This is a genomic window from Ollibium composti (assembly GCF_004801285.1).
GTDB lineage: Bacteria > Pseudomonadota > Alphaproteobacteria > Rhizobiales > Rhizobiaceae > Mesorhizobium > Mesorhizobium composti.
In genome coordinates this window covers 245372-269530 of the sequence record NZ_SSNY01000003.1, presented here as the reverse complement: position 1 = coordinate 269530, position 24159 = coordinate 245372, and the positions used below count along the sequence as shown (strand labels likewise).

The window sequence follows — 24159 nt, the reverse complement described above, 5'->3', positions numbered from 1 at the left end:
AATGCTTTAAACACCCACTTTACGATCGATACGCGGGCCGCCAGTGCTTCACCTTGAAACCTGGTGCCACCATCGCTTCACCGCCGCTATGTCCGCGTCGACAAGATCGACATCCGGAGCGAAGGCCAGCCATGCCTGTCGGTGCCGGGCCGATACCGTCGTCAAGGTCGGCGTTCCGGTTGCGACTGCGGCTGCAAAGGCCGGGAACAACCCCTCGCCGACAGCTTCCAGCTGGCCGAACTTGCTGAGCACGACGAGGTCGCAGCCGCGCATGTCGCTGAGCACAGCCGCGCAGGCAAGCTCCACCCCTCGCGCATCGAGGTGGCAAGAGGTGCCGGCCGGCGCGGCGTCCAGGTGATCGAATAGGCTTCTCCGATGCCAAGCGTGCGCAACAGCCCGGCGCTACAGGTGCTGTCCGGCAGGGGCGGCGCTTCGGCAAGCGCTCCGGCCACCTTGACACCTTCGGCCTTCAGATCAGCCGCGACGGCCGCAAACAGCCGCTGGATGGTTTCGCTGTCGGCGCCGCCGACAAAGGCTATGCGTCCGGCCATCGTTGTGTTTCGCATGGTTCGACGGGCAGCATGATCCGCATCGGCACCCCGATCAAGGAGCGCTCCTGCGTGCGGCCTGTCCTGCCGCCCGTTCAGACGAACATCATCACCACAATGGCACCGATGACGACCAGCACAAGACCGGCGATGAGCATCGGCAGGAGGGTGCTGTCTTCATTCTTCTCGGCCATCGCCGTTCCCCGAAACAGGTTCGATGCGCCAGTATCATCATAAAAGATATATTTTCAATGTGACATTTAGTGCGTCTACCGACTCAAGGCCGAATGGCGGCTGCCAGCCGCACCCTCAGTCCATCATCGCCCGCGACGGGCACGGCACGCCAGCGGCTTCGCCGCACCTGGCCGATGCGGACTGGCGTGGTCCCAACCGGTCGGAATGATCGACGAGTTCGGCGAAGGCGGCGGCAAAGCCGCACACGAGCAACAAGACAAACAGCAAACGTGACAGTGGCAACGCGGTGTCCCGACCGGTCTGGCCCCCGCCACCCGTCTCCCTCAGTCAGCATGACGATCGAGGTTTTACGATGACTTAAGGGCGTCGTTAACCTTTGTTCCGCCGAGGCTGCGCGGCGAGTCGCGGCGCGTTTCCTTTGCAGGCGGCTCGCGCCCATGCTACCTGCCCACCATCTTGCCAGGAAGACAGCGACCGCCGGGGACCATGAGCAGCAACAGCAGCCGCTTCGCCTTCGTTTCGTCCGACGTTCCGGATGCGCGCGCCGCCCGCGACGCGCTGGCCGCCCGCTATGGCGAGGCCCCGGTGGAGGAGGCCGAAATCATCGTCGCCCTCGGCGGCGACGGCTTCCTCCTGCAAACGCTGCGCGAGACGATGAGCAGCGGCCGGAAAGTGTACGGGATGAACCGTGGCACGATCGGTTTCCTGATGAACGAGTATCGCGTCGGCGGCCTGCCCGAGCGCATCGCAGCCGCCCTGCCCGAGACGATCCGCCCGCTGGAGATGGAGGCGGTGACGCAGGACGGCGAAACCGTATCGGCGCTGGCCATCAACGAGGTGGCGCTGTGGCGTCAATCCTACCAGACGGCGAAGATCCGCATAACCGTCGACGACCATGTGCGGCTGGAAGAGTTATCCTGCGACGGCGTGATGGTGGCGACGCCCGCCGGCTCGACCGCCTACAACCTTTCCGCCCACGGCCCGATCCTGCCGCTGGATGCACCGCTGCTGGCACTGACGCCGGTCAGCCCCTTCAGGCCGCGCAACTGGCGCGGCGCGTTGCTCTCCAACCGCTCGACGGTGCGTTTCGATATCCTCGAGCCCGGCAAGCGCCCGGTGAACGCAGCAGCCGACCACACCGAGGTCAAGGCGGCGGCGGCGGTGACCGTGCGCGAATCGCCGACGAAGACGGCGACATTGCTGTTCGATCCCAGCCACTCGTGGAACGAGCGCATCCTGAGCGAACAGTTCCGCTACTGATTCCAGCGGCACATTAACGTTGATGGTTAAGGTTAGGTTACGGCAAGCAGCTTCATTACAGCCGTTTAAGTTGACAAACCGCGGACTTGCGCCTATCGCGATGCAACATGACGCAGGCGCGAGGCGCCCGCCGCGACGCAAACCGCCGCGCTTCCCCGAAAAGCCAAAGACAGCAGATTTTGTCCTCAGACAGCCAGACCGCTCAAGAAGCGTTGCATTTTTCGGACCTCGGCCTATCGCCGAAGGTGCTTTCGGCAGTCACCGATGCCGGCTACTCGCAGCCGACGCCGATTCAGGCCGGCGCCATCCCGCACGCCTTGCAGGGCAAGGACGTGCTGGGCATCGCCCAGACGGGCACCGGCAAGACCGCCGCCTTCGTGCTGCCGATGATCACCCGGCTGGAAAAAGGCCGCGCGCGGGCACGCATGCCGCGCACCCTCATCCTCGAACCGACGCGCGAACTTGCCGCTCAGGTGGAAGAGAACTTCACCCGTTACGGCAAGAACCATAAGCTCAACGTCGCGCTGCTGATCGGCGGCGTTTCCTTCGACGACCAGGAGCGCAAGCTGGAGCGCGGCGCCGACGTTCTGATCGCCACGCCCGGCCGCCTGCTCGATCATTTCGAGCGCGGCAAGCTGCTGCTCACCGGCGTCGACATCCTCGTCATCGACGAGGCCGACCGCATGCTCGACATGGGCTTCATCCCCGACATCGAGCGCATCTGCAAGCTCATCCCCTTCACCCGCCAGACGCTGTTCTTCTCGGCCACCATGCCGCCGGAAATCACCAAGCTGACCGAGCAGTTCCTGCACGCGCCGGTGCGCGTGGAAGTGGCGCGGGCCGCCTCCACCGCTTCCACCGTGACGCAGCGGCTGGTCAAGTCCGGCTCCAAGCCGTGGGACAAGCGCGAGGTGCTGCGCAAGCTGATCCGCGAGGAAGAAGACGGCCTCAAGAACGCGATCATCTTCTGCAACCGCAAGGTCGAGGTCTCGGAGCTGTTCCGCTCGCTGGTCAAGCACGACTTCAATGCCGGCGCACTGCATGGCGACATGGACCAGCGCGCCCGCATGACGATGCTGGCCAATTTCCGCGACGGCAAGCTGAAGTTGCTGGTCGCCTCCGACGTCGCCGCGCGCGGCCTCGACATTCCCGACGTCAGCCACGTCTTCAACTACGACGTTCCGATCCATTCGGAAGACTATGTCCACCGCATCGGCCGTACCGGCCGAGCCGGCCGGTCGGGCAAGTCCTTCACCATCGCCACCAAAAGCGACACCAAATACATCGACGCCATCGAGAAGCTGATCGGGCAGCAGATCGAATGGCACGACGGCGATCTTTCGACCGTGCCGGCCAGCGACAGCGAGGACGACGCCCCGCGCCGTGGCCGTGGTGCTCCGCGCCGGGCCGGTCGCAAGGACGGCGAGCGCGATGGCCGCCGTGAACGTGGCAAGCGTGGCAGCAAGCCCGCCGCCGCGGAGGAAGCCGAGGCTGTTTCGGCCGAACCGGCAGCCGACGCCGGCCGCAGCGAGCGCAAGCAGGCCATCCGCGCCGACAACGCGGAGCGCAGTGCCGGGCACAAAGGCGAACGCGGTCAGAAATCCGGGGACACTGACCGGCCGGGCCGCAACCGCCCTGCCCGTCGCGACGAGGACGACGACAAGACAGTCGGCTTCGGCGACGACGTGCCGGCCTTCATGAAGATCGCCGTCAAGGTCTGACCTTCACCCACCGGTTTCGCGGACATCTACGTTCCGCGCATGAAAAAGGCCCGCGAAGGGCCTTTTTCTATTCTCAACGGCGCCGCTCTGGTCAGGTGAGCGGCGAAAGCTGGATCTCGACCCGGCGGTTGAGTGCGCGGCCCTCGGCATTGCCGTTGGAGGCGATTGGCCGCGTCTCGCCAAAACCGGTGACGGCGAAGCGGCGCGAATCCACGCCCTGCGCGGACAGGTAATTGGCGACCGACAAAGCGCGGCGCTGCGACAGGTCGAAATTGTGCTGGTCGGAGCCGGTCGAGTCGGTATGGCCGAAGACGTCGATGACGGTCTGGTTGTACTTCTTCAGCACCAGCGCCACCGAATTGAGCACCGAATAGAACTGCGGCTTCACCGCATCCTGGTCCGTGCCGAAGGTGATGTCGGAGGGCATGTTGAGGATGATCTGGTTGCCGGTGCGGGTGACGCTGACGCCGGTACCTTGCAACTGCGCGCGCAGCGCATTTTCGTTCTGGTCCATGACGGAACCAACGGCACCGCCGGCCAGCGCGCCGATGCCGGCGCCGATCAGCGCGTTACGGCGGTCGTTACCGCCGGCCAGCGTGCCGAGCGCAGCGCCCGCGAGACCTCCGATCACGGCGCCGCCGGCGGTGTTGGACACCTTCTGCTCGCCGGTATAGGGGTCGGTGGTGCATGCGGCGACCAGGAATGACGTCGCCATCACGGCGAGCACGGCCTTTTTCATGGAATTCCCTCTCAAATCGCGGCGCGAGCGCGCCGTCACCCTTCCGGCCGACTTGTAACACGAAATGCGGCGAAAAACGGAGCCGCCGGTGGCCGTGATCCACGGCTTTCAGCCCGTATCTGTCTTCAGATGCAGCAATTACCAGAGATTCTTGCCATCGATCGTCACTGTCTCGACCGCGTCGAGGTCGAAATCATCAAACAGGCGCGCATTCACGGCGATGCGCATGTTGTCGAAATTCGGCTCGCCCGTACTCCAGTCGGGCGATTCGGTGAAGGTCGTGCAGCCGCAGGTCGGGCAGAAATTGTGCTTCACGGTCATCGATTGCCAGCGGTACGTGGCGCTCGACCGCTGCGGCGCGATCCTGACTTCATCGGGACTGTAGTAGGCCCAGAGCGCGCCCTTCTTCGAACAGATCGAATAGGTGCAGCGGGTCACGCTGACAGGCGCCTGCGTCACTTCAAAAACCGTCGCCTTGCAATGGCAGCTTCCCTTGAGCGGCATAACCGTTCTCCCTGGCTGAAGACGGGCATGCGATCATAGGACCTTGCCACTGGCAACCGGCGCCTGTCAGGAGATAGTCCGGATCAACGGGCGCTCAGTATGAGCGTGGCGGCACGAAAAGACAGATGGTGTGGCCGGCATCGATACCCGAGCGATGGGCGCACCAGTGGAACTGTCCGTCGGGACTGTCCTTGACGCGCCTGTCGGTCATCGGCACGACCTCGCCGGTATCGGCGATGACGTAACCCTCCGGGCGCTCCAGAACCTCGCCGGTATGGGTGGCCCGACAGTCGTAATTCGCACAGCAGGCGAACGGATAGGACCAGCCTAGGGGCTTGGCGGGTGTCGGCGCGGCGTCATGGGCGAAAGCCGGCAACACAAAAAGTGCAAGGACCCCGGCAGCCGGCAGGGAACACAGAAGTCGGCCCGCCGACGGAACGGCTCGGGCCGAACATTGGGTGGCAGCAGACATCGTCGTTTCCTTTCGAACGAGCGGCTTTTCCAAGCCCACCCGTGCGGGAAACGTGCCTTGCCCTGTACCGGTTCCTGCCGACGCCCCTGCCCCGGTCCGCGCCGGCCCGTTTTGGCCGAGGTCGTTGAGCGATGGCAATCGCCCCGAATGGGCCGCTGCGATGCGGAATGCCGGGGATCGGCAGGGCGCAGAGCCGCCACGGCCGGATCGCGGTCAATAAAGTGTTACCGTGCAAAAAGGCGACGGAATTCGCTCCCGTCGCCGGATGTCCAGGATCAGTCGATGTCGGCGACCGGCTCGCCCGATCCGCCTTCGATGCGGTGCGACAGCGAGGCTTCCATGAAGTCGTCGAGATCGCCGTCGAGCACGTCCGACGGGCTGGTCGATTCGACCCCGGTGCGCAGGTCCTTCACCAACTGATAGGGCTGGAGCACGTAGGAGCGGATCTGATGGCCCCAGCCGATATCGCTCTTGGAGGCCTCGGTCGCATTGGCGGCCGCCTCGCGCTTCTTCAGCTCTTCCTCGTAGAGGCGCGAGCGCAGCATTTCCCACGCCTTGGCGCGGTTCTTGTGCTGCGAGCGCTCGGCCTGGCAGGCGACCGCGATGCCGGTCGCCAGATGCGTGATGCGCACGGCCGAATCGGTGGTGTTGACGTGCTGTCCGCCTGAGCCCGACGACCGGTAGGTATCGATGCGGACGTCCGATTCCGAGACGTCGATCTGGATCGAATCGTCGATGACGGGATAGACCCAGGCCGAAGCGAAGGACGTATGGCGGCGCGCATTGGAATCGTAGGGCGAGATGCGCACGAGCCGGTGCACGCCCGATTCCGTCTTCAGCCAGCCATAGGCGTTGTGGCCCTTGATAAGCACGGTGGCCGACTTGATGCCGGCCTCCTCGCCGTCATGGACTTCCAGCACCTCGACCTTGAAGCGGCGGCGCTCGGCCCAGCGCGTATACATGCGCAGGAGCATCGAGGCCCAGTCCTGGCTCTCGGTGCCGCCGGCGCCGGCGTGGATTTCCAGATAGGTGTCGTTGGCGTCGGCCTCGCCCGACAGAAGCGTTTCGATCTGGCGCGCCTTGACCTCGCCCTGCATGGAGCGCAGCGCGGCCTCGGCCTCGGCGACGACGCTCTCGTCGCCCTCTTCCTCGCCAAGCTCGATCAGACCGATATTGTCTTCGAGCGCCCGCGTCAGGCTGTTGACGGCGCCGATGCCCTCATCGAGGCTCTGGCGCTCGCGCATCAGCTTCTGCGCCTCGGCGGGATCGTTCCAGAGGCTGGAATCCTCGGCGCGGACGTTCAGGTACTCAAGCCTCTTTACAGCCTGATCCCAGTCAAAGATGCCTCCTCAGCAGGGTTATGGCCTGCCTGATTTCGTCGACGATGTTCTGCGTTTCCGCGCGCACGATGCTGTCCCGATGCAAGAGTTCGACTGGTCGGCGCGATACATAGGCAGCGCGCCGGAGTGTGTAAAGGAAAATGGGCCGGCAAAGCGGGCCCCGACGGATCCGAGCGGCTCGCACGCCGCTCGGGAAAGCGTCAGTACAGGCCGCCGCCACCCGATTCGATGGCTTGGGCCGCGCCCGGCGACAGATTCCCGCCCGGGCCGTTGGAGCCGTCGGTGCCCATGCCGATCACCCAATAGCTGTCGGCCGGGCCGGTTCCGGGCTTGAAGGCCTCGATGAAGGCGCCCGGATCGCCGGGATTGGCGCGCATGCCGGTCTTGCGGTTGATGGCGATCAGCTTCATGCCTTCCGGAACCTTGAAGTCGATCTTCGGCTGGCCGACCAGATAGGTCTTCATGAAATCCTTGAAGACCGGAGCGGCCAGGCCGCCGCCGGTGGCGCCATGGCCCAGGCCCTTGGGCGTGTCATAGCCCATGTAGAGGCCGACGACGATGTTGGGCGTAAAGCCGATGAACCAGGCGTCCTTCTCGTCGTTGGTGGTGCCGGTCTTGCCGGCGATCGGATAGCCGAGCTCCGAAATGGTAACGGCCGTGCCGCGCTGGACGACGCCCTCCATCATCGAGGTGATCTGATAGGCCGTCATCGGATCGAGCACCTGTTCGGAATTGTCGATCAGCTCCGGCTCCGGCTGGTTCTTCCATTCGGTGGCGTTGCAGCCTTCGCAATTGCGATCGTCCTGCTTGTAGACGGTCTTGCCGTAGCGGTCCTGGATGCGGTCGATTAGCGACGGCTTGATCGACTTGCCGCCGTTGGCCATGATCGAATAGGCCGAGACCATGCGCATGACCGTGGTTTCGCCGGCGCCCAGGGCCATCGGCAGGTAGGGCGCCAGATGGTCGTAGACGCCGAAGCGCTCGGCATATTCGGCCACCAGCTTCATGCCCATGTCGTTGGCGAGGCGCACCGTCATCAGGTTGCGCGAGCGCTCGATGCCGGAGCGCAGCGTGGCGGGACCGGCAGTGCGGCCGTCATAGTTCTTCGGCGTCCAGGTGGTGTTGCCCGTCGTGATGGTAATCGGGCCGTCCATGATGACGGAGGCCGGCGTGTAGCCGTTGTCCAGCGCGGCCGAATAGACGATCGGCTTGAAGGAGGAGCCGGGCTGGCGCATCGCCTGGGTGGCGCGGTTGAACTCCGAGGCGGCATAGGAGAAGCCGCCGACCATAGCGAGCACGCGGCCCGTATGCGGGTCCATGGCGACCAGGCCGCCCTCCACTTCCGGCACCTGCCGAAGCAGATAGCCGTCGCCGTCTTCCTTCTTCTCGACGAAGACGACATCGCCGGCCTTCAGCACGTCGGCGGGCGACTTGGCCTTCACGGTCTTGCCGTCCTTCTTGTAGCGCATCGCCCAGCTCATGTCGGCCTTGGCGACAGTGCCCTCGACCCGTTCGTCGACCAGTGCGCCGGAATCCTGGCGTGCAGGCTGGAGGCCGACGGTGAGCCCCTTGTCGGAACTGTCGAGGACGACGGCGAGCGACCATTCTGGCACGTCGCTCAGCCCTTTGACCTCGCTCAGCGGCTTGCCCCAATCGCCGGAGACGTCGATGGTGGTGACGGGGCCGCGATAGCCGCGCAGCGTGTCGTATTTGATCAGGCCGCGCTGCATGACCTTGCGGGCAAGGCGCTGAAGCTTGGGTTCCAGCGTGGTGCGCACCGAAAGGCCGCCCTCGTAGAGCGCGTTCTCGCCGTAGCGGGCGATGATCTGGCGGCGCACTTCCTCGGTGAAATATTCACCGGCGAACAGATAGGTGCCGTTGCGGCGCGGCTTGACGCCGAGCGGCTCGGCCTTGGCCTTGGCACCCTCTTCGCGGGTCACGTAACCGTTGTCGACCATCTGGTCGATCACCCAGTTGCGGCGCTCGATGGCACGGTCGGTGTGCTTGTAGGGATGATAGTTGGACGGCCCCTTCGGCAGCGCGGCCAGGTAGGCGACTTCCGAAATCGTCAGTTCGTTGACCGACTTGTCGAAGTAGGTGAGCGCGGCACCCGCGATGCCATAGGCGCCAAGGCCGAAATAGATCTCGTTGAGGTAGAGTTCGAGGATGCGGTCCTTCGGATAGGCCTGCTCGATGCGGAAGGACAGGATCGCTTCCTTGATCTTGCGGTCTATCGTCTGCTCGTTGGTCAACAGGAAGTTCTTGGCCACCTGCTGGGTAATGGTGGAGCCGCCCTGCGTCGGGCCGCCGGTGACGTAGCGCAGCGCGGCGCGGCCGAGGCCGGTGATGTCGATGCCGGGATGATTGTAGAAATTCTTGTCCTCGGCCGACAGGAAAGCAGCCTTGACGCGATCGGGAATGGCCTGGATCGGCAGATAAAGGCGGCGCTCGCGCGCATATTCGGCCATCAGCGCGCCGTCGGCGGCATGGAAGCGCGTCGTCACCGGCGGCTCGTACTTGGCCAGCACTTCATAATCCGGCAGGTCCTTGGCCAGATGGCCGACATAGACCGCCACCGCCGCCGCGACGAGCAGCCCGAGCGTCGTCGCGACGCCGAAGAAATAGCCGATGAGCCGAATCATGCCCGCTCCAGTCCGTGGTCGGGAATTGTCCTAGACGCAACGCGGGGCAGCGCAAGCTTCCCGATCACTCCCGATCCGTAATCAGAACCCCATGTCGCCACGATGTGGGCAAAATGCGGCAAGGGTTGATTTCCGTTCCGGACGCCCCGAATAAAAACGACCGGTGTTGTCGTCACGCAACGCCCGTCCCGGTTGTGGCGAGGACCGCGGCGCATGCTCACCCGCCCGTCTGCAGCCGGGCCTGCGCGAACAGGCCGACGGCCTTGACGATGCTGTCGGCGGCCTTGTCGCGCCAGTCCGAAGACAGGAGTTGCGCCTCGTCCTTGGCGTTGGAGAGGTAGCCGAGTTCGACCAGAACGGACGGCACGTCCGGCGCTTTCAGCACCCGGAAGCCGGCTTCGCGATGCGGATTGTTGATGAGGCCGACAGTCGTGGAAAGCTGCCCGACGAGCGTGCGGGCGAAGCGCAGCGAGAAGGAGTGCGTTTCGCGCCGGATAAGATCGATGAGGATGTCGGTCACCTCGGGATCGTCACCCTTGATCTCCATGCCGGCGAAACGGTCGGACAGGTTCTCGCGGTCGGCCAACGCCTGCGCCTCGGCGTCCGTGGCCTTGTCGGACACGGTGTAGACGGTGGCACCGCGCAGGCTCTTCACCGAAATCGTGTCGGCATGGATCGAGATGAACAGGTCCGCCTCGTGCTGGCGGGCGATCGCCACGCGCTCGTCCAGCCGCAGAAAAACATCGCTGTCGCGGGTCAAGAACACATCGTAAGGGCCGGCCGCGGCGAGCTTGTCGCGCAAGAGCCTGGCAAAGGCCAGCGTCACATCCTTCTCGACCGCGCCGGTGACGCCTTCGGCGCCACCGTCGACGCCACCATGGCCGGCATCGACGACGACGGTGAAGCGGTGGGAAGGGGCCGAGACCGGGCCGGTGCCGACGCGCTGGCCCTTGGTTGCAGCGGTAGAGCCGGTCGACAAGGCCTGATCGGCAAGCGCCGCCTCGAACTCACGCGCCGAGGCCGCCTTGAGGTCGATGGCGATGCGCCAGCCGGCGCCCTCCTCGTTCTTCAGCACGTCCAGCTTGTCGACAAGGAACGGTCCCTTGCCCGTCAACACAAGGCGGGCGGTGCCGTCATCCAGCCGGCCGCAACGCACGTTGCGAACGAGCCCTCTTGCTTTCAGGTCGTGGGCATCGATGGCAAGGCGCGTATCGGGCAGGTCGAGCACCAGCCGGTTCGGCCCGCGCAGCAGGAACCATTTCGGTTGCGGCTGGCGGTCGACATCGACCACGACGCGGATTTTTTCCGCGTCGCCGGCCATCTTGTAGCCGGTTGCGACCGTCGGCGCCGTCTCGGCCGCCTGAACGACGGTCGGCGCACAAAGACAGGCCAGGATGACGGCCACCGCGACCGTCAAGGCACGGACGGCAGCGCCGAAACCGTCTTTGCCGTCAAGGCAGACGCGCCCGGCAAAGCGGGCGATCCCCTTGTGTGCTGTCGCTTTGGACCCCATCTTCATTCCAGTCGCTTCCGGTTGGCGCGCCGCGTGCGGCGATTGCAGGACTTTGCCGTTCAGGCCGCGAACTCGATTAACGATTGGTATCCAGAGAAGGTTAACCAAGCCTTTTCGGCACCGGATTCGGTCACGCAAGAGCCAATTTGCCGGCGTGGAAATCGGGGTTGCCTTCGCTCCTGCCAAATCATAAAAGCGACGTTGGATCACTGCAATCCAGGAACCGCCTTCCGCGCAGCTTTCGGCTGGGTATCGCACAAAGGGCAGTTCCTTCGCACGGGCGACCGGACGACAGGCAAGGGTGATCGCATCGATTTTCGCAGGCGTGCGCCCGTGGCGGGGGAATCGCCTGCGGTGAAGAAAACGGCCAGGGCCCTGCCCGCGCCGGCTCCCGCAAGGAGCAACAAGCTGGTCCGGATCGTCCGGGCTTTGGTTCAAAGAGGTCCGCTTGGTCACGATGGCTTCAGGCGCAACCATGCAAAGGTCCGCAATCAACCGCGCTGTAGTGGCGGCGGGCGGCACCGGCATTGCGCTCCAGCCTCGCAGGGCGGACGTTCAATCATCCGGCACAGACACCGTACAAACCGCACGGCGGCGGGTCTTTCCCTCCGCGTCGCGGCTGCGTGTGGCCGGCAGGAAACACGATAATGCCCAACAAAATGCTGATAGATGCCTCCCACCCGGAGGAAACACGCGTCGTTGTCGTTCGCGGTAACCGCATCGAAGAATTCGATTTCGAATCCCAGGACAAGAAACAGCTCAAAGGAAACATCTACCTCGCCCGCGTGACGCGGGTGGAACCTTCCCTGCAAGCTGCGTTCGTCGAATATGGCGGGAACCGGCACGGCTTCCTCGCCTTCAGTGAAATCCATCCCGACTATTACCAGATCCCGGTCGCCGACCGTCAGGCGCTGCTGCGCGCCGAAGCGCAGGAAGCCGAAGACGAGGACAACGACGAGAACGGCGAGAGCGAGGAGCGGCACGACCGCAATCGCGGCCGGCGCGGACGCCGGCGCGGCCGCAACCGCCACAATGGCGAGGCCCGTCATGCCGCCGAGGGCGACGACAGCGCGCCCGCCGAAAACGGCGCCGGCGATCATGACACCTCGGGCGAAGACGGCGCGGTCGAGGTCGATAACGCGGCAGAGACAAGCGATGCCGGCGAGGAAACCGTCGAGGTTTCGGAAACGGCGGTCCTCGACGAGGAAACCAATACCACCATCGCGGCGGCCGCCGATGCGCATGTGATCTCGGAAGAGGTCGCGACCGAGGAAGCGCCGGAAAGCACGGAAGATCGCGGCACGGTCGAGGAAGTGCACCACGACGCCCACGGTGACGATCATGAGGTCGAGTCGGTCGGCGCCGAGGACGCGCTGGAGGAAGTGCGCAACCGCCGCAAGCCGGTGCGCCGGCAATACAAGATCCAGGAAGTCATCAAGCGCCGCCAGATCCTGCTGGTGCAGGTGGTCAAGGAAGAGCGCGGCAACAAGGGCGCGGCGCTTACCACCTATCTGTCGCTGGCCGGCCGCTATTCGGTGCTGATGCCGAACACCGCGCGCGGCGGCGGCATCTCGCGCAAGATCACCAACGTGCAGGACCGCAAGCGGCTGAAGGAAGTGGTCGCCGACCTGGAGGTGCCGCAGGGCATGGGCGTCATCCTCCGCACCGCCGGCGAGAGCCGCACCAAGGCCGAGATCAAGCGCGACTACGAATACCTGATGCGGCTGTGGGAGAACGTCCGCAGCCTGACGCTGGAATCGACGGCCCCTGCCCTCGTCTACGAGGAAGGTTCGCTGATCAAGCGTTCGGTGCGCGACCTCTACAACAAGGACATCGACGAAATCCTGGTCTCCGGCGAGGAAGGCTATCGCGAGGCCAAGGACTTCATGCGCATGCTGATGCCCAGCCATGCCAAGATGGTCCAGCCTTATCGCGACACCACGCCGATCTTCGCGCGCGCCGGCATCGAGGCGCAGCTCGACAAGATGGTGCAGCCGCAGGTGACGCTGAAGTCCGGCGGCTACCTCATCATCAACCAGACCGAAGCGCTCGTCGCCATCGACGTCAATTCGGGCCGCTCCACCAAGGAGCACAACATCGAGGACACCGCACTCCAGACCAACCTGGAAGCGGCCGAGGAAGCGGCGCGCCAGCTTCGCCTGCGCGACCTTGCGGGCCTGATCGTCATCGACTTCATCGACATGGAGGAGAACCGCAACAACCGTGCGGTCGAAAAGAAGCTCAAGGATTGCCTGAAGAACGACCGTGCCCGCATCCAGGTCGGCCGCATCTCGCATTTCGGCCTGATGGAGATGAGCCGCCAGCGCATCCGCGCCTCGGTGCTGGAATCGACCATGAAGCCCTGCCCGCATTGCGGCGGCACCGGTCATGTGCGTTCCGATTCCTCCACGGCGCTGCTGGTGGTCCGCGCCATCGAGGAATTCCTGCTCAAGGATTCGCGCAGCCACATCACCGTCAAGACGCCTGTGGCCACCGCGCTCTACGTGCTCAACCACAAGCGCTCGACGCTGGTTGACCTCGAGCAGCGCTTCGGCCTGACGATCACCATCGAGGCGGACGATACGGTCGGCGTGCAGCACTACCTGATCGTGCGCGGCGCACTGGCCGAAAAGCCGGAAGGCTTTGTGGAGAACAAGGTGCCGCAGCCGGCTCTCGTCGAGGAAGAGCCGGAAGACGATATCGTCATCGAGGCCGAGGACGAGGCGGAAGACGAACAGCCGCGCCAGCAGGCCGACACTCAGCATGGTCATGACGGCGAGAGCGGCGACGGCCAGCGCAAGCGCAAGCGTCGCCGGCGTCGGCGCGGCGGGCGCGACCGCGAGCAAGGCGCTGCCCAGCAGGACGAGGCTGTCGCGGCAGCGCATGACGGCGAAGCCGAGTCGACAGAGACCAGCGCCGACAGCGAAGCGGGCGAGGCCACCGTCGCCGCCGAGGCATCCGCTGCCGAGGAGGCCGAAGGCAAGAAGCGCCGGCGCGGCAAGCGCGGTGGCAAACGCAACCGCCGCGAGGACTCCGACGAAGCGGTCGCTTCCACGGACGAAACCGCAGCCAAGACGACGGAGGCCCCCGAAGTCGCCGAGACCGTCAGCGCCGAGGTCGCACAGCCGGCAGCGGTCGAGGAAGCAGCGCCAGTTGCCGAGGTGACGGAGGAAGCCAAGCCGAAGAAGCCGCGCCGCAGCACCCGCGCCAAGAAATCGGACGCCGCCCCGGCAGAAACCGAAGCGGCCAGCGAACCGTTGGCGACAGCCGTAGAGGCAACTCCCCCGGTCCAGGATAAGCCCGCCGAAGACAAGCCCAAGGTCCGGTCATCGCGTCGCAAGCCGGCAGCAGCCGAAGTTGCGGCCGTGCCGGTCGTGGTCTCGTCAACGCCTGCCAGCGAAGATGCTGCGGCCGTCGAAGACAAACCGGCAGAAGACAAGCCGAAGCGCGCCGGCTGGTGGCAGCGCAAAAGCTTCTTCTAAGCTTTTCAGCCTGTTGCCTTGATCGGCTGACAAAAAGAATCCCGCGCCGCATGACCATCGGCGCGGGATTTTTCTTTGGATCCGTCAGGACGAAGCGGCGGCAACTTATGTCGCCGCCTCGCGCAGTCCGGGTCAGTGGTGGGCGTGACGTTCCGCCGAGACCTCGCCTTCGGTGAAGCTCTGGACCATGGGCATCAGCTGCCATATCGCCGACAGTCCGATGATGACATAAGCGATGCGGGCAGCCGCGTCGCCGGCGCCGCCTGACAGGGCACCGAGGACATCGTAGCCGGCAAGGCCGACCGACAGCCAGTTCAGGCCGCCGATGATGGTCAGGATGAGAGTAATCTGGTTGATCGCGCGCATGTTCGCCTCCGCGAATTCGTTTACCTGCATTGAAAAGTAAGTCCTTTTCAGCGCATTGCCACGACAGTCGCGCAATTGTGAAAGACGTTAACGGTCCGCGACGAGACGCAAGCCGGACGGACCGGCGGCGTCTCAGCCGAGCCAGCGTTCGATGCGGTTCATCGCCTCGGCCATCTCGTCGGTCCGGCCGGCATAGGAAAAGCGCATGGTGCGATGGCCGCGCTGCGGATCGAAGTCGCGGCCGGGCGTGGCGGCGACATGCGCCTCGGCCAGCATACGGCGGGCGAATCCCATGCTGTCGTTGGTCAGGCGCGTGACGTCGCAGAAAGCATAGAAGGCGCCGTCCATGGGCGCGGCCAGCGCAAAACCCAGTTCCGGCAGGCGCCGGGCCAACAGCTCACGGTTTGCCGCATAGCGGGCCTTCACTGCCTCCAGTTCCGCCGTCGCGCCGAAGGCTTCGACGGCCGCGACCTGCGACAGTTCGGGCGCCGAAATGTAGAGGCTCTGGGAAATCCGCTCGACGGGCCGCACCAGGGTTTCCGGCAGCACCATCCAGCCGATGCGCCAGCCGGTCATGCAGTAGTATTTCGAGAAGGAATTGATGACCGTCACGTCCTTGCTGTAGGCGAGCGCGGTGGTATCCGGCGCGCCATAGGCGAGACGGTGGTAGATCTCGTCGGAAATGACGGCGATGCCGAGCCTCTGCGCCGTCTCCACCAGCGTCTTCAATTCGTCGGGCGGAACGACGGCGCCGGTCGGGTTGGCGGGACTGGCGAACAGCACGCCGGCAAGCGGCCTTTCTCGGTGCGCGGCCTCCAGATGGCCGGCATGTAGCCACGCCTCCCCTTCCAGTTCGATCTCGACCACCTCGATGCCGAGTGCGGTCATAATGTTGCGGTAGGCCGGGTAGCCGGGGGCCGCGATGGCGACACGGTCGCCAGCGTCGAACATGGCCAGAAAGGCGAGGTTGAAGGCGGCCGACGAGCCGGTGGTGACGGCGATGCGGGCGGCCGGCACCTCGATGCCGTAGTGCTCGCTGTAATGCGCGGCGATGGCGGCGCGCAGCCCCGGCAGGCCCAGCGTGTCGGTGTAGCCGATGCGACCGCGCTTCAGCGCTTCCGCGGCAGCAGCGCGCACGGCAGCCGGCGCCGGGTCGGACGGCTGGCCGACGGCCATGGAAATGACGTCGGCGCCGCCCGCCGAAAGCCGATTCGCCTCCGCCAGCACGTCCATCGCATGGAACGGCTCGACCTCGCCCCGGCGTGACAGCGAAACAGCCATCTCATCCCTTTCCCATTTGTTGCGCATCGGGCAATGCCATCGTTTCGGCCCGGCGCGCCGCACAAATGCCCGATTGGCGTGGCCTTCACAAGTTCATGATGTTTCGGGCGGCGGCTTTTCATCGCGCGCCGCCTCGTCTACCAGTGGACGCGCAATGCTGAGCCTGTCACGACCCGCCTCGACTTTCGCCAAAGCCGCGCGCGTAGCAGCGACTTTGTCGCTGGGTGCCGTGATGGCCTTTGCCGGCACCGTCAGCGCCTTCGCGCAAAGCGTGCCGGTGGTGCGCGACGCCGAGATCGAGGCGCTGGTGCGCGACTACGCCCGGCCGATCTTCAAGGCCGCCGGCCTGTCCAGCTCCAATATCCAGATCGTGCTGGTCAACGACAAGTCCTTCAACGCCTTCGTCGCCGGCCGGCGCCTGTTCATCAACACCGGCGCGTTGATGCAATCCGAAACGCCGAACGAGATCATCGGCGTCATCGCGCACGAAGCCGGCCACCTCGCCGGCGGGCACCAAGATAAGTTGCGCGAGCAGCTCGATCGCGCCAAGACGATGGCGATCGTGGCCAGCCTGCTGGGCGTCGGCGCGATCGCCGCGGGTGCCGCCACCAACAGCAAGGGCCTTGCCGGTGCCGGCATGGGGCTGGCCGCCGGCGGTGGCGAAATGGCTCAGCGCTCGCTGCTCAGCTACCAGCGCGGCGAGGAAATCACCGCCGACCGCTCGGCCATCACCTACCTCAACGCCACCGGCCAGTCCGGCATGGGCATGCTCAAGACCTTCCAACGGTTCCAGAGCGCGCTGTCGCTGTCGGGCGCGCAGATCGACCCCTACCGCATCAGCCACCCGATGCCGCAGGACCGTATCTCCAACCTCGAAGAACTGGTCAAGAAGAGCCCCTATCGCGACAAGACCGACCCGCCGGCCCTGCAACAGCGCCACGACATGATGCGCGTCAAGATCGCCGCCTATCTGGACGGCCAGGCGGCGGTGTCGCGGCTGATCCGCAGGAAGCTCGACCCGCTGGCCGCAAAGTACGGCGAAGCGCAGGTGGCCTATCTCTATGGGAACCTCGCCTCGTCGCTGAGCCAGGCCGACGCGCTCATCAAGGCGCAGCCGAAGAACCCCTATTTCCACGAATTGCGGGGCGACATCCTGATGAAGGCGAACCGGCCGAAGGACGCCGCCACGGCCTATGCCAAGGCGGTTCGCCTCGATCCGGCCAAATCGGGCATCCTGCCGGTGTCCTACGGCCAGGCGCTGCTGGCACAGGGCACGCCGGATTCGCTGAAGAAGGCGGTCGCGCAGATCGAAAGCGGGCTTGCGCGCGACCGCGAAAACGGCGCGGCCTACCGCTATCTTGCGCAAGCCTATGGCGAACAGGGCGACGTCGCCAAGGCGGAACTGGCGACGGCCGAGGGCTATTTCTATTCCGGCGCTTTCCGCGACGCGAAGATATTCGCCATGCGCGCACAAAAGAGCCTGAAGCGCGGCGAGCCTGCCTGGCTACGCGCGCAGGACATCATCAATTTCGGACCGGCCAAGAGCAACTGAACATTTCTCCGGCAGGCGCCGTCGCCGCCCGGACGACCAAAAGGACAGGGATCATGAACAAGGCAGTTCTTCTGAGTGCGACCGGAGCCATCGCCGCGCTCGCCATGCTCGGCGCCGGCTATGCGGCAGGCAACAAGCCTGCCATGCAGGCCGCGCCAGACGTGATCAAGGTCGCCTCGACCACGACGGTCCCGGCCGGCGGCACGCTCGATCGCGCCGAGGTGGAAGCGATCGTGCGCGACTATCTTCTGAAGAATCCGGAAATCCTGCTCGAAGTGCAGGAGGCGCTGGAAACCAAGCAGAAGGAAGAGCAACGCCTCGCCCATCTGGACGTCATCAAGAACCAGAAGGGCGATATCTTCAATTCGGCCTTCGACGGCGTCGTCGGCAACCCCAACGGCAAGGTCACCATCGTCGAGTTCTACGACTACAATTGCGGCTTCTGCAAACGCGCCATGGAAGATATGCAGGCGCTGACCAAGGCCGACCCGGACCTGCGCTTCGTCTTGAAGGAATTCCCCATCCTCAGCCCGGATTCGCATAAGGCCAGCGTGGTCTCGATGGCCTTCCACAAGCTGATGCCGGAGAAGTACGGCGAGTTCCACACCGCCCTGCTCGGCGGCGAAGGGCGTGCGACGGAAGCCAAGGCGATCAAGATCGCGCTGTCGCTGGGAGCCGACGAAGGCAAGCTGCGCGAACACATGCAGGACCCCGATATCCCGGCGGCGCTGGAAAAGACCTACGACCTCGCCAACAAGCTGGCGATCACCGGCACGCCCTCCTACGTCGTCGGCGACGAGGTGATCTTCGGCGCACTCGGCCAGAAGGTGCTGGCCGAGAAGATCGAAGCCGCCAAGGCCTCGCTCTGACCGATTCTCAGTCCGCAATCCGGCGTTCCCTCGCGCCGGCTTGCGACTGGCGCCGCTGTGGACAGCCAAAGAAGGCACTTGCGCTCTTTTCGCGGTGGACTATGCCCATTATAGAGGGTCCGGCGCCCGCCCGCGGCGGCGCCGGGAAAGGTATGTATTTTTGAAAACGATTTTCGTCCTCAACGGTCCCAACCTCAACATGCTCGGCAAGCGCGAGCCGTCCATCTATGGCACGCAGACGCTGGACGACATCGCCGCCGACTGCCGCAAGGCCGGTGAGGAACTCGGGCTGGCAATCGATTTCCGCCAGTCCAACCATGAAGGCGATCTCGTCTCCTGGGTGCAGGAGGCGGGCGGCGCGGCGGCCGGCATCGTTCTCAATGCGGGCGCCTATACGCATACCTCAATCGCCATTCACGACGCCATCCGTTCCGCCGCACCGGTGCCGGTGGTGGAAGTGCATCTGTCGAATATCCACGCGCGGGAGCCGTTCCGCCACGCCTCGATGGTCGCTCCGCATGCGCTCGGCATGATTTGCGGCTTCGGGCCACTCGGCTACAGGCTGGCGCTGCAAGCGCTCGCGGCCCGGCTCTGAGCGCGGACAAGAAGAAGGATCGATCATGTCGACGAAAATGACCGGTGTTGACCAGCAGCTGATCCGCGATCTCGCGGGCATTCTGAACGACACCAACCTCAGCGAAATCGAGGTGGAACTGGGCGACCTCAAGGTGCGCGTCTCGCGCCAGGCGCCGTCCGTGCAGGCCTTCGCCGCGCCGCCGACCTACGCCGCCCCGGTTCCGGCCGCCGCTGCGCCGACTGCCGGAGCGCCCATCGCCGCCCCGGCTGCCGATCCGTCCAAGAACGCCGTGCCCTCGCCGATGGTCGGCACCGCCTATCTCGCCCCCTCGCCGGACGCCAAGCCGTTCGTCGAGATCGGCCAGAAGGTCAAGGAAGGCCAGACACTGCTCATCATCGAGGCGATGAAGACGATGAACCAGATACCGGCGCCGCGCGCCGGCACGGTGACGGCCATCCTCATCGAGGACGCCCAGCCGGTCGAATTCGGCATGCCGCTCGTCGTGATCGAATAAGGCCGGGAAAGGGCCGATGTTCCAGAAGATCCTCATTGCCAATCGCGGCGAAATCGCACTCCGGGTCCTGCGCGCCTGCAAGGAACTCGGCATCCAGACGGTCGTGGTGCATTCGACCGCCGACGCCGACGCCATGCATGTCAGGCTCGCCGACGAGAGCGTGTGCATCGGGCCGCCGCCATCGCGCGACAGCTATCTCAACATCCACCAGATCGTCGCCGCCTGCGAGATCACCGGCGCGGACGCCGTGCATCCGGGCTACGGCTTCCTGTCGGAGAATGCCAAGTTCGCCGACATACTGGCGGCTCACAACATCACCTTCATCGGTCCGACCGGCGACCACATCCGCATCATGGGCGACAAGATCGAGGCCAAGCGCACCGCCAAGCGCCTCGGCATCCCGGTGGTTCCCGGCTCCGACGGCGCCGTCTCCGACGAGAAGGACGCCAAGCGCATCGCCGCCGAGATCGGCTATCCCGTCATCATCAAGGCTTCCGCCGGCGGCGGCGGGCGCGGCATGAAGGTGGCGCGCACCGAGGACGACCTCATCGAGGCGTTGCAGACGGCGAGCAAGGAGGCGGGTGCGGCCTTCGGCGACGACGCCGTCTATATCGAGAAGTACCTGGAAAAGCCGCGCCACATCGAATTGCAGGTGTTCGGCGACGGCTTCGGCAAGGGCGTCCATTTCGGCGAGCGCGACTGCTCGCTGCAGCGCCGCCACCAGAAGGTCTGGGAAGAGGCGAATTCCCCTGCCCTCAACGCCGACCAGCGCGCCAGGATCGGCGGCATCTGCGCCAAGGCGGTGGCCGATCTCGGCTATTCCGGCGCCGGCACCATCGAGTTCCTCTACGAGGACGGCGAGTTCTACTTCATCGAGATGAACACCCGCCTGCAGGTCGAGCATCCGGTGACGGAAGCGATCACCGGCATCGACCTCGTGCACGAGCAGATCCGCGTCGCCTCCGGCGCCGGCCTTTCGGTGCGCCAGGAGGATATCAAGTTCAACGGCCACGCCATCGAGTGCCGCATCAACGCCGAGGATGCGCGCACCTTCACGCCCTCGCCCGGCACGATCACGCATTTCCACACGCCGGGCGGCCTCGGCATCCGCGTCGATTCGGGTGTCTATTCGGGCTACCGCATCCCGCCCTACTACGACTCGCTGATCGGCAAGCTGATCGTACACGGCCGCAACAGGGTCGAGTGCATGATGCGGCTGAGACGCGCGCTGGACGAGTTCGTCGTCGACGGCATCAAGACGACGCTGCCGCTGTTCCGCGACCTTGTCGGCAACCCCGACATCGCCAACGGCGACTACGACATCCACTGGCTGGAGAAGTATCTGGCCAAGGAAGGATAAGGTTCGTTCAGATTCAGGTCAGAGCGAGCCGGAAGCGAAGATGGGCGCGTAGCGACCAAAATGCCGGGTTGCGAGAACCGGAGCGGAGCGTACATTTGGGTACGTGAGCACCGGAAGCACAGCAAGCCGACATTTGCAGGCCGATGTGGCCTGACTATCAACGAACCTTCATGACCCGTCCCTACGCGCCCGGTTTCCACATTCCGACCGACCTGCTGCTCAAGGCCTATGCCTCGGGCGTCTTTCCGATGGCGGAAAGCGCGTCGGACCCGGAGGTGTTCTGGGTGCGGCCGGAAACGCGCGGCATCATTCCGCTCGACGGTTTCCATGTGCCGAAGAGCCTCGCCAAGACTTTGCGCAGAGGCCGTTTCGATATCCGCTTCGATTCCGATTTCGAGGCGACCATCGACGCCTGCGCGGAAAAGCGCGAGGAACGCACCTCGACGTGGATCAACGCACCGATCCGGCAGGCCTATGTCGAACTGCACCGCATGGACCATGCCCATTCGGTCGAAGCGTGGCGTGACGACCGGCTGATCGGCGGGCTCTACGGCGTGTCGCTCGGCCGCGTCTTCTTCGGCGAAAGCATGTTCTCGCGCGAGACCGATGCCTCCAAGGTCTGCCTCGTCCATCTGGTCGAACGGCTGAAGGCTCGGAATTTCGTGCTGCTCGACACGCAGTTCACCACAGAACACCTGAAGCGCTTCGGCGCCGTCGACGTGCCGCGGGCCAAATACGAGACGATGCTGGCCGAGGCGCTGAAGGGCAGCGCGACCTTCAACCCCTAAGAGATGGCGGACGGTTCACCGTTTCTTCTTGCCGTGGTCCACGGTCAGTGGCGTCTGGCAATGGAACATCAGTTTCCAGCCGTCGGCGCGATGGACGTAGCCGCTGCTGACGAGCGCCGCATAGGGCTCGCCGCCCTCACGCGTCGCATGCGCCTCGTAGCTCAGCATGACGACATCGCTGCCGGGTTCGACCATACCCTTGAGATCGATCGAGAGATCGCGCCAACGGTTGGGATTCTTCGCAGTCGCCGCGAGGTCGGCATTGCTCATGGCCATCGCCATGTCCGGAAAAGCCACCAGGCATTCCTTGTCGGCGTGGGCCTTGAAATACGCTTCGCCAAGGGCCCAGAACCCCTTCTCGATTTCGAGAAGTTCCTTCTCGCTGGCTGTCATAACCTGCTCCGTCCCGCTGGCGCCCTGCCGCCGCACCAAACGCGCGGCGCGGGTTGCGGTTCCGGTCAGTTGGCGGGCTTGGCCGTGGCCGACGCCGAATCGGGGACCGTATCGGTCGTGGTGGCGGGCGCCTTGACGCTTTCGGGCGGCGGCACGTCGGACTTCTGCTTGCAGGCCTTCAGCCACACGTCATAGACGGGATGCTCGACGGCGTTCAGGCCGGGGCTTTCTGCGAACATCCAGCCGGTGAAGATGCGGCGGATCTTGCGGTCCAGCGTGATCTCGTCGACCTCGACGAAGGAATCCGTCTTCGGCTCCTCGGCGCCGGGGCGCGAATAGCAGACGCGCGGCGTCACCTGCAAGGCGCCGAACTGCACGGTCTCGTCGATATAGACGTCGAAGGTGATGATGCGGCCGGTGATCTTGTCGATGCCGGTGAATTCGGCGATCGGGTTCTTCACGCGCTCGACCTTCGGCGCCGGTGCCGGCTGGTCCTGGGCCGGCTGACCGTCGGCGGGCTGGTCCTGTGTCGGCTGATCCGGCGCGGGCTGCTGTCCTTCGGCGGGTTGATCCGGAGTCGGTTCCTGCGCGGGCTGGTCCGGAACCGGCTCGCCCATCGGCTGGTCCTGTGTGGGGTCCGGCTGGATCTGGAAAGGCACCTCTGCCGGCGCCTCGTTCTCGAGCGGCGGGTCCCAGGGCATCTGCTGCGCATGGGCCGCGAGCGGGCAGGCAGCCGCCAGCATCGCGGCCAGGGCGACGGTCGAAAGGCGGCTGGAAGGCATCATGCGGACGACCCGTCTTTGGGCATGCGGTGATTCTCGACGCCCAAAGGTAGAGCGTTGCGATGAAGCGAACCAGCTAAACGGCAAATGTGGCGAGAACCCGAACCGGAACAGGCTCAGGAGCCCGGCGTCCAGGCGTCGTAGTCGCCGCTCACCTGCGGCCGGCGGCCGGCACCGAGGATGGAGCCCTTCGGCCGGTAGGCGCCCGCCGTTCCCGTCAGGTTCGGGAGGTGCGGCTTTTGCCAGTCGCGCGGCTTGTAGGTCTCGGCCGAGGGCGGCGTGTCGGTGCGGTGATGAATCCAGCCGTGCCAGCCCGGCGGAATGGCGGAAGCCTCGGCATAGCCGTTGTAGATCACCCAGCGGCGGGTCTGGCCGTCGGAATTGAGTCCGCCTTCGTAATAGACGTTGCCGAACTCGTCCTCACCGACCTTCTTGCCGAAGCGCCAGGTGTGGAAGCGCGTGCCCCAGGTCTGGCTGTTCCACCAGGTGAAAAACTGCAGGATCAGCGTCTTCATCGTCATCCTCGCGGTGCGACCGCCCGTTGCCCGCTTATGGCGTCCGGCGGCGGCGAAGGCAAGAGCTAGGACCCGGCAATGCCGAAAAACGTCTCGAGGTCTTCCCAGCTCGAATCCATGGCGAAGGTCGGCGACACCAGCGGTATGCCGAAATGCCCGTAAAGCGGCGTCAGTTGCCTCTCTGACGTCTCCTCGTCCTCACCGGCTACCTGGCTGGCGTAAATGACGGAGACAAGGCCGGTGCGGTCGGCGCCGTCGAGGCAATGGACGAGGATCGGCTTTTGCGCCGCCTTCAGAACAGCAACCAGCGCCGCTGCCCGGTCCCTCGTGATCGGCTTGGTCGCCGACATGCCGAAATCGATCATCGTCAGGCCGAGCGAGTCGGCGAGATGCTTTTCGTCCTGATACCACTTCCTGTTCGGCTCGGCGCCGCGCAGGTTGACGATGGTCTTCAACCCATAGCGATGCACGTAGCCTTCGAGCGCCGCCGTGGAGAGTTGCGAGGAACGGTAGAACTGGCCGGCAACGACGGTATGGAAATTGCCGCTGAGGCGCAGCACCTGCTGGAAAGCCAGAATGGCCAGGAAAACGGCCACCGCCGTGCCGGCGATAATCGTCGTGTTGCGAATATGGGAACGAATAGTCATGGTAGCCCGCCGAGGGCCCTGTCGGCGCGCCCTCTCAGCCAGCCTTTCCGTCAAAAATGCGGCGGAACTATGCGCGCACGATGAACGGCAGGCTGGCTT

The 24159-nt window shown here is 65.0% G+C and carries 21 protein-coding genes and 2 pseudogenes; 9 read left to right on the top strand and 14 right to left on the bottom strand.

Features of this window, described 5'->3' with window-relative positions; genetic code table 11:
• Nucleotides 1-48: 48 nt before the first annotated feature.
• Both E6C48_RS23020 and E6C48_RS23160 read right to left on the bottom strand, forming a co-directional pair.
• Nucleotides 49-354: a DUF2478 domain-containing protein gene (locus E6C48_RS23020; RefSeq protein WP_407940966.1), complete on the bottom strand. Its 306-nt coding sequence runs from the start codon at nucleotides 352-354 to the stop codon at nucleotides 49-51.
• An 11-nt stretch (nucleotides 355-365) separates the two neighbouring features.
• Nucleotides 366-551: pseudogene (locus E6C48_RS23160) on the bottom strand (DUF2478 domain-containing protein); the annotation flags it as partial.
• 678 nt (nucleotides 552-1229) lie between these two features.
• Between E6C48_RS23160 and E6C48_RS07205 the strand changes: the two are divergent.
• Both E6C48_RS07205 and E6C48_RS07200 read left to right on the top strand, forming a co-directional pair.
• Complete coding sequence (locus tag E6C48_RS07205; RefSeq protein WP_136355556.1) at nucleotides 1230-2003, top strand: NAD kinase; 774 nt, start codon at nucleotides 1230-1232, stop codon at nucleotides 2001-2003.
• A gap of 179 nt (nucleotides 2004-2182) precedes the next feature.
• On the top strand, nucleotides 2183-3724 hold the full coding sequence (locus E6C48_RS07200; RefSeq protein WP_230978687.1) for a DEAD/DEAH box helicase: 1542 nt from the start codon (nucleotides 2183-2185) through the stop codon (nucleotides 3722-3724).
• Between the two features lie 91 nt (nucleotides 3725-3815).
• Here the strand turns inward: E6C48_RS07200 and E6C48_RS07195 are convergent, their stop codons facing one another.
• From E6C48_RS07195 to E6C48_RS07170, 6 genes are all read right to left on the bottom strand, one after another.
• Nucleotides 3816-4463, bottom strand: a complete 648-nt coding sequence (locus E6C48_RS07195; RefSeq protein WP_136355555.1) for an OmpA family protein — start codon at nucleotides 4461-4463, stop codon at nucleotides 3816-3818.
• Between the two features lie 138 nt (nucleotides 4464-4601).
• Nucleotides 4602-4967 carry a GFA family protein gene (locus tag E6C48_RS07190; protein ID WP_136355554.1) on the bottom strand — a complete coding sequence of 122 codons (366 nt, stop codon included), beginning with the start codon at nucleotides 4965-4967 and terminating at the stop codon, nucleotides 4602-4604.
• 94 nt (nucleotides 4968-5061) lie between these two features.
• The gene (locus E6C48_RS07185; RefSeq protein WP_136355553.1) at nucleotides 5062-5439 is read right to left on the bottom strand and encodes a hypothetical protein; all 378 of its coding nucleotides are present in this window, start codon (nucleotides 5437-5439) and stop codon (nucleotides 5062-5064) included.
• Nucleotides 5440-5714: 275 nt separating this feature from the next.
• Nucleotides 5715-6846, bottom strand: a protein-coding gene (gene prfB / locus E6C48_RS07180; protein WP_136355552.1) for a peptide chain release factor 2 whose coding sequence is annotated in 2 segments (ribosomal slippage) — nucleotides 5715-6779 and nucleotides 6781-6846 — 1131 coding nt in all. Because the reading frame shifts where the segments join, the coding sequence is not laid out codon by codon here.
• Nucleotides 6847-6979: 133 nt separating this feature from the next.
• Nucleotides 6980-9421: a penicillin-binding protein 1A gene (locus tag E6C48_RS07175; RefSeq protein WP_136355550.1), complete on the bottom strand. Its 2442-nt coding sequence runs from the start codon at nucleotides 9419-9421 to the stop codon at nucleotides 6980-6982.
• Nucleotides 9422-9638: 217 nt separating this feature from the next.
• Entirely contained in the window at nucleotides 9639-10940 is a 1302-nt protein-coding gene (locus tag E6C48_RS07170; protein WP_230978686.1) for an N-acetylmuramoyl-L-alanine amidase, read from the bottom strand.
• Between the two features lie 641 nt (nucleotides 10941-11581).
• Between E6C48_RS07170 and E6C48_RS07165 the strand changes: the two genes are divergently transcribed.
• Nucleotides 11582-14416: an Rne/Rng family ribonuclease gene (locus tag E6C48_RS07165; protein WP_136355548.1), complete on the top strand. Its 2835-nt coding sequence runs from the start codon at nucleotides 11582-11584 to the stop codon at nucleotides 14414-14416.
• 132 nt (nucleotides 14417-14548) lie between these two features.
• On the opposite strand, the gene E6C48_RS07160 is transcribed toward E6C48_RS07165, so the two are convergent.
• Nucleotides 14549-14782, bottom strand: coding sequence for a DUF378 domain-containing protein (locus tag E6C48_RS07160; RefSeq protein WP_136355545.1), 234 nt, complete (start codon nucleotides 14780-14782; stop codon nucleotides 14549-14551).
• Between the two features lie 132 nt (nucleotides 14783-14914).
• A complete protein-coding gene (locus tag E6C48_RS07155) occupies nucleotides 14915-16063 on the bottom strand; it encodes a pyridoxal phosphate-dependent aminotransferase (protein WP_136355543.1) in 1149 nt (382 codons plus the stop codon).
• Between the two features lie 154 nt (nucleotides 16064-16217).
• Between E6C48_RS07155 and E6C48_RS07150 the strand changes: the two genes are divergently transcribed.
• From E6C48_RS07150 to aat, 6 genes are all read left to right on the top strand, one after another.
• Nucleotides 16218-17615 carry a M48 family metalloprotease gene (locus E6C48_RS07150; RefSeq protein ID WP_136355541.1) on the top strand — a complete coding sequence of 466 codons (1398 nt, stop codon included), beginning with the start codon at nucleotides 16218-16220 and terminating at the stop codon, nucleotides 17613-17615.
• 50 nt (nucleotides 17616-17665) lie between these two features.
• Nucleotides 17666-18484, top strand: a complete 819-nt coding sequence (locus tag E6C48_RS07145; RefSeq protein WP_407940965.1) for a DsbA family protein — start codon at nucleotides 17666-17668, stop codon at nucleotides 18482-18484.
• 160 nt (nucleotides 18485-18644) lie between these two features.
• A complete protein-coding gene (gene aroQ, locus E6C48_RS07140; RefSeq protein ID WP_136355537.1) occupies nucleotides 18645-19079 on the top strand; it encodes a type II 3-dehydroquinate dehydratase in 435 nt (144 codons plus the stop codon).
• A gap of 25 nt (nucleotides 19080-19104) precedes the next feature.
• Nucleotides 19105-19575, top strand: a complete 471-nt coding sequence (gene accB, locus E6C48_RS07135) for an acetyl-CoA carboxylase biotin carboxyl carrier protein (protein WP_136355524.1) — start codon at nucleotides 19105-19107, stop codon at nucleotides 19573-19575.
• A gap of 16 nt (nucleotides 19576-19591) precedes the next feature.
• Nucleotides 19592-20935 (top strand): acetyl-CoA carboxylase biotin carboxylase subunit, encoded by a 1344-nt coding sequence (gene accC, locus E6C48_RS07130; RefSeq protein ID WP_136355522.1) that lies wholly within the window; start codon nucleotides 19592-19594, stop codon nucleotides 20933-20935.
• 170 nt (nucleotides 20936-21105) lie between these two features.
• On the top strand, nucleotides 21106-21723 hold the full coding sequence (gene aat / locus E6C48_RS07125; protein WP_136355520.1) for a leucyl/phenylalanyl-tRNA--protein transferase: 618 nt from the start codon (nucleotides 21106-21108) through the stop codon (nucleotides 21721-21723).
• A 15-nt stretch (nucleotides 21724-21738) separates the two neighbouring features.
• On the opposite strand, the gene E6C48_RS07120 is transcribed toward aat, so the two are convergent.
• From E6C48_RS07120 to E6C48_RS07105, 4 genes and pseudogenes are all read right to left on the bottom strand, one after another.
• The gene (locus tag E6C48_RS07120; RefSeq protein WP_136355518.1) at nucleotides 21739-22116 is read right to left on the bottom strand and encodes a hypothetical protein; all 378 of its coding nucleotides are present in this window, start codon (nucleotides 22114-22116) and stop codon (nucleotides 21739-21741) included.
• 65 nt (nucleotides 22117-22181) lie between these two features.
• Nucleotides 22182-22619, bottom strand: a pseudogene (locus tag E6C48_RS07115) (DUF2155 domain-containing protein); the annotation flags it as partial.
• Between the two features lie 395 nt (nucleotides 22620-23014).
• The gene (locus E6C48_RS07110) at nucleotides 23015-23413 is read right to left on the bottom strand and encodes an NADH:ubiquinone oxidoreductase subunit NDUFA12 (RefSeq protein ID WP_136355515.1); all 399 of its coding nucleotides are present in this window, start codon (nucleotides 23411-23413) and stop codon (nucleotides 23015-23017) included.
• Nucleotides 23414-23478: 65 nt separating this feature from the next.
• The gene (locus tag E6C48_RS07105; protein WP_136355513.1) at nucleotides 23479-24060 is read right to left on the bottom strand and encodes a fused DSP-PTPase phosphatase/NAD kinase-like protein; all 582 of its coding nucleotides are present in this window, start codon (nucleotides 24058-24060) and stop codon (nucleotides 23479-23481) included.
• Nucleotides 24061-24159 lie beyond the last annotated feature (99 nt).

Excerpts from the sequence above, each read along its gene's own strand:
- E6C48_RS07120 (WP_136355518.1), bottom strand. The coding sequence starts at position 22,116 with ATGACAGCCAGCGAGAAGGAACTTCTCGAAATCGAGAAGGGGTTCTGG.
- E6C48_RS07205 (WP_136355556.1), top strand. The coding sequence starts at position 1,230 with ATGAGCAGCAACAGCAGCCGCTTCGCCTTCGTTTCGTCCGACGTTCCG.
- E6C48_RS07150 (WP_136355541.1), top strand. The coding sequence starts at position 16,218 with ATGCTGAGCCTGTCACGACCCGCCTCGACTTTCGCCAAAGCCGCGCGC.
- E6C48_RS07165 (WP_136355548.1), top strand. The coding sequence starts at position 11,582 with ATGCCCAACAAAATGCTGATAGATGCCTCCCACCCGGAGGAAACACGC.
- E6C48_RS07185 (WP_136355553.1), bottom strand. The coding sequence starts at position 5,439 with ATGTCTGCTGCCACCCAATGTTCGGCCCGAGCCGTTCCGTCGGCGGGC.
- E6C48_RS07175 (WP_136355550.1), bottom strand. The coding sequence starts at position 9,421 with ATGATTCGGCTCATCGGCTATTTCTTCGGCGTCGCGACGACGCTCGGG.
- E6C48_RS07110 (WP_136355515.1), bottom strand. The coding sequence starts at position 23,413 with ATGAAGACGCTGATCCTGCAGTTTTTCACCTGGTGGAACAGCCAGACC.
- E6C48_RS07155 (WP_136355543.1), bottom strand. The coding sequence starts at position 16,063 with ATGGCTGTTTCGCTGTCACGCCGGGGCGAGGTCGAGCCGTTCCATGCG.
- accB (WP_136355524.1), top strand. The coding sequence starts at position 19,105 with ATGTCGACGAAAATGACCGGTGTTGACCAGCAGCTGATCCGCGATCTC.
- accC (WP_136355522.1), top strand. The coding sequence starts at position 19,592 with ATGTTCCAGAAGATCCTCATTGCCAATCGCGGCGAAATCGCACTCCGG.
- aat (WP_136355520.1), top strand. The coding sequence starts at position 21,106 with ATGACCCGTCCCTACGCGCCCGGTTTCCACATTCCGACCGACCTGCTG.
- E6C48_RS07170 (WP_230978686.1), bottom strand. The coding sequence starts at position 10,940 with ATGAAGATGGGGTCCAAAGCGACAGCACACAAGGGGATCGCCCGCTTT.
- E6C48_RS07190 (WP_136355554.1), bottom strand. The coding sequence starts at position 4,967 with ATGCCGCTCAAGGGAAGCTGCCATTGCAAGGCGACGGTTTTTGAAGTG.
- E6C48_RS07105 (WP_136355513.1), bottom strand. The coding sequence starts at position 24,060 with ATGACTATTCGTTCCCATATTCGCAACACGACGATTATCGCCGGCACG.
- E6C48_RS07195 (WP_136355555.1), bottom strand. The coding sequence starts at position 4,463 with ATGAAAAAGGCCGTGCTCGCCGTGATGGCGACGTCATTCCTGGTCGCC.
- E6C48_RS07160 (WP_136355545.1), bottom strand. The coding sequence starts at position 14,782 with ATGCGCGCGATCAACCAGATTACTCTCATCCTGACCATCATCGGCGGC.